The 13,897-nt window shown below is 72.8% G+C and carries 13 protein-coding genes; 6 read left to right on the top strand and 7 right to left on the bottom strand.

From position 1 onward, the window contains the following. Nucleotides 1-19 precede the first annotated feature (19 nt). Entirely contained in the window at nt 20-1,333 is a 1,314-nt protein-coding gene (locus IE275_RS23390) for an MFS transporter (protein ID WP_189713328.1), read from the top strand. A gap of 4 nt (nt 1,334-1,337) precedes the next feature. Here the strand turns inward: IE275_RS23390 and IE275_RS23385 are convergent, their stop codons facing one another. From IE275_RS23385 to IE275_RS23360, 7 genes are all read right to left on the bottom strand, one after another. After that, a complete protein-coding gene (locus IE275_RS23385) occupies nt 1,338-1,922 on the bottom strand; it encodes a flavin reductase family protein (RefSeq protein ID WP_229870478.1) in 585 nt (194 codons plus the stop codon). Between the two features lie 64 nt (nt 1,923-1,986). Then, on the bottom strand, nt 1,987-2,763 hold the full coding sequence (locus IE275_RS23380; RefSeq protein ID WP_308435686.1) for an enoyl-CoA hydratase/isomerase family protein: 777 nt from the start codon (nt 2,761-2,763) through the stop codon (nt 1,987-1,989). Then, nucleotides 2,747-3,463, bottom strand: coding sequence for an ankyrin repeat domain-containing protein (locus IE275_RS47090; protein ID WP_308435682.1), 717 nt, complete (start codon nt 3,461-3,463; stop codon nt 2,747-2,749). Before IE275_RS47090 ends, IE275_RS23380 begins: the two co-directional genes overlap by 17 nt. A gap of 10 nt (nt 3,464-3,473) precedes the next feature. Then, nucleotides 3,474-5,699, bottom strand: coding sequence for an acetate--CoA ligase family protein (locus IE275_RS23375; protein WP_189713326.1), 2,226 nt, complete (start codon nt 5,697-5,699; stop codon nt 3,474-3,476). A 127-nt stretch (nt 5,700-5,826) separates the two neighbouring features. Beyond that, the gene (locus tag IE275_RS23370; protein ID WP_189713325.1) at nt 5,827-7,317 is read right to left on the bottom strand and encodes a flavin monoamine oxidase family protein; all 1,491 of its coding nucleotides are present in this window, start codon (nt 7,315-7,317) and stop codon (nt 5,827-5,829) included. A gap of 122 nt (nt 7,318-7,439) precedes the next feature. After that, entirely contained in the window at nt 7,440-8,636 is a 1,197-nt protein-coding gene (locus IE275_RS23365; RefSeq protein WP_189713324.1) for a flavin-containing monooxygenase, read from the bottom strand. A 292-nt stretch (nt 8,637-8,928) separates the two neighbouring features. Beyond that, nucleotides 8,929-10,584, bottom strand: a complete 1,656-nt coding sequence (locus IE275_RS23360) for a subtype B tannase (protein ID WP_229870476.1) — start codon at nt 10,582-10,584, stop codon at nt 8,929-8,931. 180 nt (nt 10,585-10,764) lie between these two features. Between IE275_RS23360 and IE275_RS23355 the strand changes: the two genes are divergently transcribed. The 5 genes from IE275_RS23355 (at nt 10,765) to IE275_RS23335 (ending at nt 13,881) form a co-directional block, all read left to right on the top strand. Continuing rightward, nucleotides 10,765-11,211, top strand: coding sequence for a DoxX family membrane protein (locus tag IE275_RS23355; protein ID WP_189713323.1), 447 nt, complete (start codon nt 10,765-10,767; stop codon nt 11,209-11,211). A gap of 45 nt (nt 11,212-11,256) precedes the next feature. After that, nucleotides 11,257-11,658, top strand: coding sequence for a Zn-ribbon domain-containing OB-fold protein (locus tag IE275_RS23350; RefSeq protein ID WP_189713472.1), 402 nt, complete (start codon nt 11,257-11,259; stop codon nt 11,656-11,658). 53 nt (nt 11,659-11,711) lie between these two features. Then, entirely contained in the window at nt 11,712-12,320 is a 609-nt protein-coding gene (locus tag IE275_RS23345; protein ID WP_189713322.1) for a GNAT family N-acetyltransferase, read from the top strand. Between the two features lie 52 nt (nt 12,321-12,372). Further along, nucleotides 12,373-12,855: a hypothetical protein gene (locus IE275_RS23340; RefSeq protein WP_189713321.1), complete on the top strand. Its 483-nt coding sequence runs from the start codon at nt 12,373-12,375 to the stop codon at nt 12,853-12,855. A 519-nt stretch (nt 12,856-13,374) separates the two neighbouring features. Next, nucleotides 13,375-13,881 (top strand): ATP-binding protein, encoded by a 507-nt coding sequence (locus IE275_RS23335; RefSeq protein ID WP_229870474.1) that lies wholly within the window; start codon nt 13,375-13,377, stop codon nt 13,879-13,881. Nucleotides 13,882-13,897: the final 16 nt, after the last annotated feature.

Here is a 13,897-nt window from a genome sequence, read left to right as displayed (position 1 = left end):
GTATCGGACTCTTTATGGCGTGAACCAGACAAGCGAAGCACCCGCCGCGGCCGGGGCGAAGGTCCGGAAGAAGCCCACCCGCATCCACCGCGCGTGGTTCGTCGCCGCCGTCACCTTCGTCACGATCATCGGCGCGGCCGCCTTCCGCTCCCTCCCCGGCCTGCTCATCGACCCGCTGCACCAGGAGTTCGGCTGGTCGCGCGGCACGGTCGGCGCGGCCGTCTCCATCAACCTCGCGCTGTACGGGCTCACCGCGCCGTTCGCGGCCGCGCTGATGGACCGATTCGGCATCCGGCGGGTGGTCGCGGTCGCTCTGACCGTGATCGCGGTCGGCTCCGGTCTGACGGTGTGGATGACGGCGGCCTGGCAGCTGCTGCTCTGCTGGGGGCTGCTGGTCGGCCTCGGCTCCGGCTCGATGGCGCTCGCCTTCGCCGCGACGGTCACCAACCGCTGGTTCACCGAGCGCCGGGGCCTGGTGAGCGGCATCCTCACCGCGGCCTCCGCCTCCGGCCAGCTGATCTTCCTGCCGCTGCTGTCCTGGATGGTCACCCGCCACGACTGGCGTCCGGCCGCCGTCACCGTCGCGCTGGCCGCCCTCGCCGTCGTCCCCTTCGTCTGGCTGCTGCTGCGCGACCACCCGGCGGACGTGGGCCTCGAGCCGTACGGGGCGCCGGAGTTCGTCGAGAAGCCGCCGCCGGTGACGGGTGCCGCGCGGCGCACGATCTCGGTGCTGCTGAAGGCGATGGGCACCGGCCCGTTCTGGCTGCTCGCCGGGACCTTCGCGATCTGCGGCGCGTCGACCAACGGCCTGGTCCAGACGCACTTCGTGCCGGCCGCGCACGACCACGGCATGCCGGTCACGGCGGCGGCCTCGCTGCTCGCGGTCATCGGGGTGTTCGACGTCGTCGGCACGATCGCCTCCGGCTGGTTCACCGACCGCTTCGAACCGCGCCGGCTGCTGGCGGTGTACTACGCCCTGCGCGGCGTCTCGCTCCTCTTCCTCCCCATGCTGCTGGCGTCCACGGTCCACCCGCCGATGATCTTCTTCATCGTCTTCTACGGCCTCGACTGGGTCGCCACCGTCCCGCCCACCCTGGCCCTGTGCCGCGAGCAGTACGGCGAGGACAGCGCCATCGTCTTCGGCTGGGTCCTCGCCTCCCACCAGGTGGGCGCCGCCCTCGTCGCCTTCCTCGGCGGCGTCGCCCGGGACGCCTTCGGCTCCTACGACGTGGTCTGGTACGCCGCGGGCGCACTGTGCGCGGCGGCGGCCCTGATGGCCCTGGTGATCCGACGCCGCCCGACGGCCCCGATGCTCCTGGCGCAGCCCGCCTAGGAGGTCAGAGGAACCGCCCCTTGTGGAACAGCAGTGGCGGCTCGTCGTCGTCCGTGGCGCCCAGGGCGTCCACCCGGCCCACCACGATGAGGTGGTCGCCGCCCGTGTGGACCGCGTGGATCGTGCAGTCGATCCAGGCGAGGGCGCCGGTGAGACGGGGGGCGCCGGAGACGGGGGCGGGGGTGTGCGGGACGCCGGCGAACTTGTCGGCGCCGCGCGCCGCGAAGGCCCGGCACAGGGCGGCCTGGCCCGCGCCGAGGACGTTGACGCAGAAGACGCCCGCGCGGGCGATGCGCGGCCAGGTCGTCGACGTACGGCCCACCATGAAGGCGACCAGGGGCGGGTCGAGGGAGAGGGAGGAGAAGGACTGGCAGGCGAAGCCGGCCGGGCCCTGCTCGCCCTCGGCGGCGGGGGCCGTGACGACGGTGACGCCCGAGGCGAAGGCCCCCAGGACGCGCCGGAATTCGGCCTGGTCCACCGGCGCGCGCTCGTCGTCCCGGACGCAGCGCAGTTCGGGTCGGGGCAGCGCCTCGACCGGCTCTGCCCGCAGATATCGGACGGCGGCTGCCGCCATCCCCGCATGTCCCATCACGCCTTCCATTGAAGCTGACGGTTCGTCAGATCGGAAGGGGTGGAGCGGACCGGTCAGGGGCTCAGCGGCCCCTGAACGCGGCGCCCCGCCGTTCCACGAAGCTCGTCACGCCCTCGTGGGCGTCCGCCGTCGTCATGTTGATCTCCTGGGCGGCGGCCTCCGCGGCGAAGGCGGTGGTGCGGTCGGTGTCGAGGGAGGCGTTGACCAGCTGCTTGGTGAGGGCGAGGGCGCGGGTGGGGCCGGCGGCGAGGCGGGCGGCCCACTCGCGGGCCGTCTTGGGCAGGTCGTCGTCCGGGACGACACGGTTGACCAGGCCCAGGCGTTCGGCGTCCGCCGCGGTGAGCGCGTCGCCGAAGAACATCAGCTCCTTGGCGCGCTGCGGGCCGATCAGCCGGGGGAGGAGATAGGCGCCGCCGCCGTCCGGGACGAGGCCGCGGCGGACGAACACCTCGATGAAACGGGCCGATTCGGCCGCCAGGACCAGATCGCAGGCGAGGGCGAGATGCGCGCCGAGGCCGGCCGCCGTGCCGTTCACGGCGGCGATCACCGGCTTCTCGCAGTCGAGGACCGCGGCGACCAGGCGCTGGGCGCCGAGGCGGAGGGTGCGGGCCACGTCGCCCGCGACCCGTTCGCCCGCCGGCGCCCCGCCCCGCAGATCCGCGCCCGCGCAGAAGCCCCGGCCCGTCCCGGTGAGGACCACCGCCCGTACGTCCGGGTCGGCGGAGGCGGCGGCGAGCAGCCCGATCAGCTCGTCGCGCTGCCCGGGGGCGAGGGCGTTGAGGGCCTCCGGGCGGTTGAGGGTGAGGTGGGTGACGTGGTCGTCAGTCGTGGTGAGGATCCACGGGGCGGGCGTCCGGTCGTGGGGCGTCCGGGCGTCGGCTGTCCGCTGGTCGGCTGTCCGTTGGTCGGGTGTCCGTTGGTCGGGTGTCCGGGCGTCGGGCATCGGCTCGCTCCGTCTGGTTGGTCTGATCCGGTCGGGCCGCGCGGGCCGCATGGGCCGGTTGGGACGCGCAGGCCGGTTGGGCCGCATGGGCCGGTTGGGCCGGTTGGGCCGCATGGGCCGGTTGCGCCGGTTGGGCCGGTTGGGCCGGTCGAGCCGGTCGGGACGCATGCGCCGGTTGGGCCGGTTGGGCCGGTCGGGCGCCGCGGGCGTGCAGGTGTCGGGCCATGTCCTCCTTGCCGGCGGCGCGCGTCCAGTCCAGGGCGGTCCTCTCCTTGAACCGCGCCGCCGGGTCCGCCCCGCGGTCCAGCAGCAGGTCCACGACCTCGGTGTGGCCCGTGATCGCCGCCTCCAGCAGGGGGAACGGGCCGAACCGGTTGGGGAGGCTCGGATCGGCGCCCAGATCGAGCAGCGCCTCGACGACGGCGAGGTGACCCCAGCCCGCCGCCAGCGTCAGCGGCGTCAGGTCGGCGTAGTCGCCGATCCGTTCGTCCGGATCCGCCGCCCCCGCCGCGATCAGCGCCCGCACCTCGTCCGTGTCCCCGCGGCCCACCGCCTCGGTGTACGCCGTGATCCGTGCCCGCTCGACCTCGTCCATCCCGAGATCCTCAACGGCACACCGCCAGCGCGTCCAGTGCCACCGCCCCCTGCCCCGAGGGCAGCACCATCAGCGGGTTGATGTCGAGTTCGGCGAGGTCGTCGCCGAGTTCCAGCGCCATGCGCTGGACCCGCAGGATCACCTCGACGAGGGCGTCCAGGTCGGCCGGCGGGCGGCCCCGGACGCCGTCCAGCAGGGCCCGGCCGCGCAGTTCGGCGAGCATCGCGCGGGCCTGGTCCTCGCCGAACGGCGGGACGCGTACGGCGGCGTCCCGCAGGACCTCCACCAGGACCCCGCCGAGCCCGACCGTCACCGTCGGCCCGAACAGGTCGTCGTGGGTGACGCCGACGAACATCTCCACGCCCCGCTCGACCATCTGGCACACCAGGACGCCGTCCAGGGCGACGCCCTCGTAGCGGGCGATGTCGGTCAGCTCGCGGTAGGCGTCGCGGACCTGGCTGGCCGAGGTCAGGCCGATCTTCACCAGGCCCAGCTCGGTCTTGTGGGCGATCTGCGCGCCGGACGCCTTCATCACCACCGGATAGCCGACCAGCCCCGCCGCCCGGACGGCCGCCGCGGCGCTGGTGACCAGCTGTTCGCGCGGGACCCGGATGCCGTACGCCCGCAGCAGCTGTTTCGCCGCGTGCTCGCTGAGCTGCTGGCCCGGCCGCATCAGCATCCGTGACTTGCGGAAGGACGGGGACAGCACGCGCGGGGCCTGGTCGAAGGGGGAGCGGTAGGCGGCGGCGAAGCGGTGGTGGTCGAGGTGGGCGCGGACCGCCGTGATGCAGTTGGCGAGGGTGCGGAAGGTGGCCACCCGGGAGGAGCCGAGGAGGACCTCGCGGTACGCCGGTTCCGTGCCCACGGGGGAGCCCCAGACCACGCACACCAGCTTGTCCGTGTGCTCGGCCGCGTCCACCAGGTCCTGGACGAGCCGGTCGCTGAGCGGCGGGAAGGGGCCGGTGATCGGGCAGATCAGGACGCCCACCTCGGGGTCGTCCAGGATCGCGTCGATGATCTTCCGGCCGCGCCAGTCGCCCACCGGGTGACCGCCGTTGTCCACCGGGTTGGCCACGTTCAGGTACTCCGGGATCCACTGGTGCAGCTCGGCCTGGCGGGTGGGGGAGAGCGTCGGCAGCCGCAGGCCCGCCGTGGTCGCGAGGTCGGCGGCGTGGGCGCCGGTGCCGCCCGAGATCGAGTAGACGACGACCCCGTCGGCCCGCGGCGGCCGGGCACGGGCCAGCAGGGCCGCCGTGTCCTGGAGTTCGTCGAGGCCGTCGACGCGGATCACGCCGTACTGGCGCATCGCGGCGTCCACCACCTCGTCCGCGCCGGTCAGTTTGCCGGTGTGGGAGGCGGCGGTGCGGGCGCCGGTCTCGGTGCGGCCCACCTTGACCGCGACCACCGGCACCCCGCGCCGGGCGGCCCGGTCGGCGGCGAGCAGGAAGGCGCGGCCGTCCTTGAGGCCCTCGACATAGGCGGCGATGGCGCCGACCTCGGGGCGTTCGGCGAAGTAGGAGAGGAAGTCGGCGGTCTCCAGATCGGCCTCGTTGCCGGTCGGTGCCCAGTGGGAGAGGCGGATGCCGAGTTCCTGGAGGGCGAAGACCGGGCGGCCCTGGTGGCCGGACTGGGTGATCAGTGCGATCGACGGCCCGTCGAGGTCGTCGCGGAAGTGCTCGAAGGCGTTGAGGTTGGTGTTGGGGCCGAGCAGCCGTATCCCGGAGCGCTTCACCGCCGCCGCGAGGCGGGCCTGCGCGGCGGCGCCGGCCTCGCCCGTCTCCGCGAAGCCGGAGGCGAAGACGACGGCGAACCTCACCTTCGCCTCGGCGAGCTGCTCGATCACCGGCAACGGGTCGGCCACCAGCAGGACCGCGAGGTCGACCTGCTCCGGCAGGTCGGCCACGGACGGGGCGCAGGTGAGGCCGAAGACCGACTCGCGGGTGGGGTGCACGGGATGCAGCCGTGCCCCCACCCGCTCGGCCCAGCGCACCAGTTGACGGGTGACACCGGTGTTGGGGCGTCCTTCGGCGTCCGAGGCGCCGACGACCGCGACCGACTCGGGCCGGAAGAACCGGTCCAGATCGGGGACGTCCGCGTACAGCGGCCGGCCGCTGACGTCGAGGTCGTCCGAGTCGGCCGGCCGCCCGTGCACGGCCGGTCCGGGCTGCTCGCCGCACGCGATGACCCGGGCCCGGCGGGAGCCGGTGGTGAGGGTGCCGTGGGTTGATCCAAGCATCGGTCCGCCCGCTCCTGTGTGACTGCCGAGTAACTGACGCTCTGTCAGGTTACAGACCTGACGGTGTGTCAGGAATGGGTGTGCACACAGAAAGGGACGGACCCGGCGAGAGGGATGCCCGCCGCGCCTACAGCGCCGCCAGTACCTCCTTCGCCACCCGCTCGCCCGAGCGCACCGCCCCGTCCATGAAGCCCATCCAGTGGACGGACGTCTCCGTCCCCGCCCAGTGGAGGCCGCCGACGGGCGCGCGCAGGGCGGGGCCGTACTGGGTCAGGACGCCCGGCGCGGCGATGGAGACCGGGCCGCCCCGGGTGTAGCGCTCGTTGTTCCAGCGTTGCAGGACGAACGAGGTGGGGGAGGCGGCTTTCTCGCCGAAGTACGTCACGTAGTCCTTCAGGACGGCCGCCCTGACCTCCGCCTCGCTCGCCGCGTCCAGCTCCCGCGCCTTGTCCGCCTCGATGAAGCCCATCAGCGCGCCGTAGGAGGCGTCCGGCGGGGAGTTGTCGAAGGTGGAGCTGACCACCCCGGTGTCGCTCACGACCTGGCCGTTCAGGCCGTCGGCCCGCCAGAAGGGCGTGTCGTAGATCGCGATCGCCTTGCCGACCGAGGCCATCGGCAGCCGCTGGGTGAGCTGGTCGCGGGCAGCCGGCAGGAGCGGGTCGTACACGATCCGGGCCGCCAGTGGCGGGGGTACGGCGACGACGACCCGCCGGGCGGTGACGGTGACGCCGTCCGCCGTCACGGTGTACCCGCCGCCGGACCGGGTGATCGTGCGCACCGGCGCGTTCAGGACCACCCGGTCGCCGAGCGTGGCGGCGAGCTTGACCGGCACCAGCTGGGAGCCGCCGACGAACCGCAGCTCCTGGGCGCCGTTCGCGGTCTCGGTCAGGCGTTCCAGGGTGCCCGGGGTCGATTCGTCGCCGGCGGCGGCGATGTAGAACAGCACGAACAGCAGGGAGAGTTCGCGCGGCTCGGCCGAGAAGATCGACGTGCAGGCCACGTCCATGAGGAACTTGGCGGACGGCACCACGGCGTTGGCGCGCAGCCAGGTCTCGAAGGTCTGCCGGTCCCACTCCTGCGCCTTCGCGGCGGTCCACGGCGCGTCGACCGGCACCTGCTTGGCCATGTCGTCCAGCGAGGCCTGCACGATCGCCGCGTTGGCGAGCCCGGCCACGTCGACGGGCGGGACCGAGCCGAGCAGCCCGTCGGTGGCGTACGGGGTCTTCTTGCCGTCCTTGTAGAGGAGGTTCTTGCCGGTGTTGTAGGTGGCGAAGGTGTCCACGCCGAGGGAGTCGGCGAGCGCCTTGATACGGGTCTGGGTGGGGCCGATGAACTCGCCGCCGCCCTCGGTGACGCCGCCGCCCGCCAGCGGCAGGTTGACCACTCGCCCGCCGACCCGGTCGCGGGCCTCCAGGACGGCGACCGTCCGCCCGGCCGCCACCAGGTCGCGGGCCGCGGTGAGACCGGCCAGGCCGGCGCCGACGATCGCGACGTCCACGTCCCGGGTGGCCGCGGACGCCGTACCGGCGGCGGTCGCGGTGAGGGCGCCGGCACCGGCGGCCACGGCGGCGGTGCGGCCGAGCAGGGAGCGGCGGGAGAGCTGTCTTTCACTTGCCACGTGCGGCCTCCGTAGAGAGGGGGCGGAGCTGGAAAGGTGAACAGGGCTCACATTCTTGCTCCGCGCCGGGGCACGGGACAACGCTCTCGTCACATCTGACGCACGCGTAAGAAGGTTTGCGGTTACGGGAGTTGGCGGCGCACGGCGTTCGCGATCCGCCCCGCGTCGATCACCAGCTCGCGCAGCGTGCCGCTGATCGGGGTGGTGAAACCGGTGAAGTACAGGCCGGGCGCGTTCCGGGGCGCGCGCGGGCCGTGCGCGAGCGGGAGGCCGCGTTCGTCGAGCACGTCGAGGTGGCCGACCAGGGTCTCCAGCGCGCGGACGTACCCGGTGGCGGCGACCACGGCGTCCGGCGAGATCCGGGTGCCGTCCGCGAGGACCACCTTTCCGCCGTCCTCGAAGCCCTCCACGGCGGCCACGATCTCGACCCTGCCCTTGCGCACGGCGTCGATCAGACCGACGTCCTGCACCGGGATCGCGCCCTGTCTCGCGCGGGTGTAGAGGCCGGTGTCGGGGCGCGGCAGGCCGTGCGCGGAGAGGTCGGGCAGGCTCAGCGCCATGACCCGGCAGATCCGGTCGACGAGGCCGACCGGCAGGCGCCGGACGAGGATGCCGCTGTACTGGGCGGGCCAGCCGGCGGTCGAGCGGCGGACGATGTGCGGGACCGTGCGCACCGCGAGCCGGACCCGCTCGGCGCCGCTCTCCACCAGGTCGACGGCTATCTCCGCGCCGGTGTTGCCGAGACCGACGACCAGCACGTCCCGGCCGGCGTAGGGCTTGCCGTTGCGGTAGGCGGCGGCGTGCGTGAGGTCGCCGGCGAACGTCTCGCGGCCCGGCCAGCCGGGCAGGTACGGGGTGTGGTTGTAGCCGGTGGCGACGACGACCGCCGAACCGGTCAGTTCACGGCCGCCGCTGGCGTGCAGCAGCCAGCCGGTGCCGTCCTCGGTGCGCTCGATCCGGGAGACCTCGACGCCGGTGACGATCTCCAGCTCCTGGGCCTCGGCGTACTTCTCCAGGTACCGCACCATGTCGTCACGTGTCACCCAGCGGCCGAACCGGCGCGGCATCTTCAGCCCCGGGAGGGCGGACAGCCGCCGGGTGGTGTGCAGATGCAGCCGGTCGTAGTGGCGGCTCCAGGACGCGCCGACCCGGTCGGCCTTCTCCACCACGACGGCGCGTATCCCCCGGGCGCGCAGGGCGTGCGCGGTGGCGAGTCCGCCGGGGCCGCCGCCGATGACGTAGACCGGGCGGTCGGCGGGGTTCGCGGCGGTGATCGCGACGGGCTCGGGGGCGGGCGCGGACGGTGCGGAGTCTTCCATGAGCGCGAGCGTAATCACGCGCGCGATTGATGGGTCTCGGTCAAGACCGGAATTGGTTGCGGATCGATCACGCTTGGGGGAGAGGTGGGTGGGACCGGTGACGTACCTCACCTGGTCGTGGAGAAACGGCGCGCCGGGGCGGGTGCGGAGACACCGCGACGCCTGGTCCAGGTGCGCTTGGGCCAGGCGTCGCGGGCGGACGGCGTCGGTAGCTATGACGGGAAACGGACGCCGCCGCGTTCAGGGTCCCCCGCGGTCGCGGCGGGGGACGGTGTTCCGGTGGAGGCCGGTCTCACCTCTTGCGGCTCTTGTGTCCCGTCACCTTCGCGATCCACGTGATGAAGTCGCCCGGGTCGGTGTTGGCGCCGTGCCCCTGGTCCCAGTAGTAGAGGTGGTTCACGTCGTCGCCGAGGGTGTGCGCGGCGGCGGCGATGTTGGCGGAGACCGTGTGCGAGGTGTCCGAGTCGTTCGTGCCGAGCCGGATCCACCAGTGCTTGGTACGGCCCGGGTTGGGCTTGTCGACCAGGAAGTGCATCGGGTTCATCAGCCGCAGCACCTCGGGGATGTCGGCGGCCAGACGCTTGGCGGTGACCCCGGTGGTGTCGTTCTTCAGGCCGTACGCCGTGAAGTGACGGGCCTGGGTGGTGCCCTTGCCGAAGAGGTTGTTCTCGCCGGTCGACAGGTCGAAGGCGTCGAAGGCCGGAACGGTCTTCTTGCGGGCTCCGACGTGGGTGAGGAAGTCGTCCCAGGAGAACGACGCCCGGTCGTTCTTCCAGGTGATGAAGGTGTTGGCGGCGAGGTAGGTCGCGCGGTCGGCGTCGGAGAGGGCCGCGAGATACGTGGTGGCGGACGGCTCCAGGTACCGCTCGACCAGGTACGCGTCGTAGTTGCGGGCGGTCAGCGTGCCGAAGCCGCCGAGGCCCTTGACCTTCAGCGAGGCCTGGTACTCCGCGAACTGCGACCGCAGCGTCTTCGACACCGCCTGGTCGACCTGCTCGCCGGTGCCGAGGGCGTTGGCGCCCCAGTTCCACTCGTAGGCGCCGTCGGCGTGCTCCAGGTCGGTGATCGGGCACCAGGCGCCGGTCGCGAAGATCGCGTCGGAGGCGTCGGCGGCGCCCAGCTCCTCGAGGTACGTGTCGTAGAGCGGGCTGTCGCCGGAAGCGCCGAGCAGCGAGGACAGGGCGCCGCCGGCGCTGGTGCCGGCGGAGACGATCCGGTCGGTGTCGCCCGGGATCCGGCCCTTGTTGGCGCGTACGTACCGTACGGCGGCCTTGAGGTCGACGATCGCGGCGGGCGCGACACCGTAGTACTCGCCGGCGGAGTTCGTGAGCGTGCGGCCGCGGGCGCCGGGCTCGACGACGACGTACCCGGCGGCGAGGGCGAGCAGCTGGTTGCTGCTCAGGGCGCCGCCGGTGGCGTTGGTGTTCGCGTTGGCGTTGGGGGCGGCGGAGGCACTGGCGGACGCGGAGGCGGTGGCGGTGGCGGACGCGGAGCCGGTGGGCGCGCCGCCGGGGGCGCCGCCGCCGGTCATGCCGCCGCCCCCGGCGCCGATGCCGGTGGCGTCGGCCACCGAGGACGGCATGTAGCCGCCGACGGAGTTCGCGAACAGGATCGGTGCGTCGCTCGCGTCGACGGCGGTGCCGTCGATCTCGACCGGGACGCTGACGTTCAGGCTCTGGTACTTCTCGTCCACCGGGGCGGCGACGTAGGTGATCGCCTTCCAGAAGTGGTAGGTCACCTCGTGGTCGTCGCCGGCGGTGTCCGTGACGGTGGTGGTGAGCTCGGTGTAGGCGTCCGGGTCGAAGACCAGGGACCCCGTGGCGGAGGACGAGGACGACGTGCCGTCGGACGCCTGCGCGCTCAGGGCGATGCCGCCCACCGCGGCGACGCCGGCGGTGGCACCGATGCCCAAGACGACCGACCTGCGCTTGACTGCCCTGTGCTTCACGGTTCCACTCCCTCGCTGCTGTCGGGTTGCGTCTGTGAACCTAGCGGGAGTGCGAACAAAATTGCCAACAATCTGGCGCCATTCATGGAGGACCCACAGATTCACCGCGGGCGCACAGGTTTCTCTCATCGGAAATACATGGGCTTCCCGGCGGCGGTGATCTGACGTACCGTCAGATTCATGGATGCGATCTGGCTCACCGGTGCGGAATGGCTGGCCGTCCTGCGGATCGGGCTCGGGCTGTGGTGGCTGGAGAGCTGGCGGCACAAGGAGAAGAAGAGCTGGTTCGAGGGCTCCGGCATCGCCTGGGCGGCGGACGTCGCCGCCAAACACCGCTGGAACGCGGTCCGTTCGGGCTTCACGGCGATCGTCCAGCCGCGGCCGCGCGTGATGGCGTACGTCGTCGTCTACGCGGAACTCGCCCTCGGCCTCGGACTGGTGCTCGGCTTCCTCACCCCGATCGCCCTGGCCGCCGGGCTCCTCCTCAACCTGATCTACCTCGTCCTCATGATCCATGACTGGGCCGAGCAGGGGCAGAACGGGATGATGGCGCTGATCTCGGCGGTGGGACTCGGCGGGATGGCGTGGCAGACGTGGTCGGTGGACAGTGTGCTGGGGTGGTTCTGATGAGCGAGGACCGGTGGTGACGATGGGTGAGGACCGGTGGTGACGATGGGGGAGGCGCGGTACGACGTCCCCGAGGTCGATGCCTTCACCCGCACGTACTGGGACGCGGCGGCCGAGGGCCGGCTGCTGATCCGGCGCTGCGGGGACTGCGGGCGGGCCCACCACTACCCCCGGGAGTTCTGCCCGTACTGCTGGAGCGAGGCCGTGACCTGGGAGGACGCCAGTGGCCGGGCCACGCTCTACACCTGGTCCGTGGTGCACAGGAACGACCTGCCGCCCTTCGGGGCACGGACGCCGTACGTCGCCGCCATGGTCGACCTCGCGGAGGGGCCGCGCATGGCGACCGAGGTGGTGGAGGCGGGCGAGGACGAGGACGGGCTGCTGCGGACGGGCATGGAGCTGGAGGTGGCGTTCCGGGACGGGGTGCCGGTGTTCCGGCCCGCCTGAGCCGCGCGCCGGGCGGCGGGCGGCGTGAAAGACGCGGGGTGTTCAATGGCCGGATGACCGACATCCGCGAGCCGCGCCCCCTCCCTCTCGCCCCCGGTCCCCACGGCCACGGCCTGCGCTTGCGCCTCTGGGACCCCGAGTCCCCCGCCGACGTGGACGCCTGGCTGCGCGGGCACGTCGACGAGGAGTTCCGGCGCTGGAACACCCCGCTGCGGACGATCGCCGACAGCGCGGGCGCCCGGGCTGCCCTGGAGGTCAGGGCCGCCGACGTGGCCACCGGTGTCGGCATGACCTTCTGTGTCACGGACGCCGCCGACGGCACGGTCCTCGGACAGATCGGCGTCCACGCGATCGACCGGGTCATGAGCGTCGCCCGGGTCGGCTACTGGGTCCTCCCCGAGGCCCGCGGCCGCCACGTGGCCACCCGCTCCCTGCTGCTCGCGGCCCGCTGGGCCTTCACCGAGGTCGGCCTGCACCGCCTCGAACTGGGCCATGCCCTCGGCCACGAGGCGTCCTGCCGGATCGCGGAACGGTGCGGCTTCCGGCCGGAGGGAACCCTGCGCGGCGCGATGTGGGAGGCGGGACGACAGGACGCCTTCCGCGACGTACACCTGCACGGGCGCCTGTCGACGGACCCGGAGCCGGCATCCTCTTTCGGGTGAGCCCGGAGGTGAACCGTGGCGGAGGCAGGACTTTCGAAGTACTTTCGAAGTCATGGCCCACGAGAATGCCTCCGCCGTGAACTTCTCCGAGCTGGTGAACAAGAACAAACAGACCCTTGCCCGGCTCAAGGAGTCGCACCGGTTGCTGCTGCACCGCAGGGACGGGGAGGATCTCGTCCTCACGACCGCCACCCGGGCCGAGCAGGACCGGACCGTGGTCTCGGCCGCGACGCGGATGCTGGCCGCACTGGCCCGCCGGGAGCCCGGCAGCACGGACCTTCTCCTGGACATACTGCCGGATGCGTTTCCCTGGGTCCGCTTCCTGCCCGAAGCCGACGTCCACGCCTTCGCCGTCGAACTGGTCGACACCATGCGGGCGGCGGATTCCGTGGGCAACAGCGCGTCCGTCGCCCAGCTGCTCATCGCCTGGCAGCACACGGCCGAGGTCCACTCCGACCCCGACCTGCTGGCCGCACTGACCCGTCACCACACCGAGGACTACGGCCCGGCCCTGGACCCACGGGAGGCCGTGTGAGCGCCGGCCGAGGAGACCGCGCCGCACCGCCGGTACCGGAAGGCCAGTGGGAGGTCCGGTTCGCGGACGCGGCCGCGGCGAAGGGCTGGGACAACCTGGCTCAGCAGGCACGCGAGAACACCTACCGGGCCTGGACCGTCATGCGCACGGACCCCGGACCGCCGGCGAGACGCCCCGGCACCACCGCCTCAAGGGCAGCCTGGCGCACGGTACGTACCGGGGGCGGATCTGTGGGCAGTGGCAGATCGAAGTGACCGGCGGCGGTCGCGTCTGGTACCTCCTGGACACGTCCCGCGACACCTGCTGGATCACCTTCGCAGGCACCGGGCATCCGCGCGCCACGGATCGCCCCTGAAGCCGCTGCCGTTCGCCGGGACGATCCCTGCGTCGAGGTCCCCGGCGCGCCGTCGGTCACGGGTCGACCACAGGGGTGTCACAGGCTTGCGGGGAAGCGCATCACGTCAGGGCGGGCGGCTTCTTCTTTCGGGAGGAACACCCCCATGAGCCAAGGGAGTTGCCGTGCGCCTCGACGCCATGTCCTGCCTGTCGCCGACCTCCGCCCCGGTCGACACCCCGTTCGCGCCCGCCCGTCCCGAGGACCTCTGCTACGGCTTCACGCTGCCGGCGGGCCCCCGAAGTCCCGGTGTCGCCCGGGCGGTGAGCCGGACGATCCTCGGGGCGCACGGCCTGGCCGAGGTGACCGAGCCGGTCGTCCAGGTGGTGAGCGAACTGACCACCTCCGCCTACCGGCTGTCGCTCACGAAGGAGATGTACGTGTCGCTGCGCTACCGGGACAGCGCCCTTCGGGTCGCCGTCCACGACGGCCACCCCCGGCACACCCCCTCCCGCCTGGGCGCCATCTGCGTCCTCAACCGGAGGGTGTCCCTGCGCCTGCTGGACGAGGTCGTACGGGCCTGCCGGGGGGAGTGGGGCATCGGGGGAGACCGTGAACCCGGTGGCGGCACCCGGATGTGGGCGGTGCTGCCGCGGGCGGGCGCCCGCGCCTATCAGCGCGCCGGGACCTGACCGGCACGCGGGGCCG

The sequence above is a fragment of the Streptomyces phaeofaciens genome (assembly GCF_014648915.1).
GTDB lineage: Bacteria > Actinomycetota > Actinomycetes > Streptomycetales > Streptomycetaceae > Streptomyces > Streptomyces phaeofaciens.
Note: the sequence above shows the minus strand (reverse complement) of the source record. Positions and strands in the feature narration are given on the sequence as shown.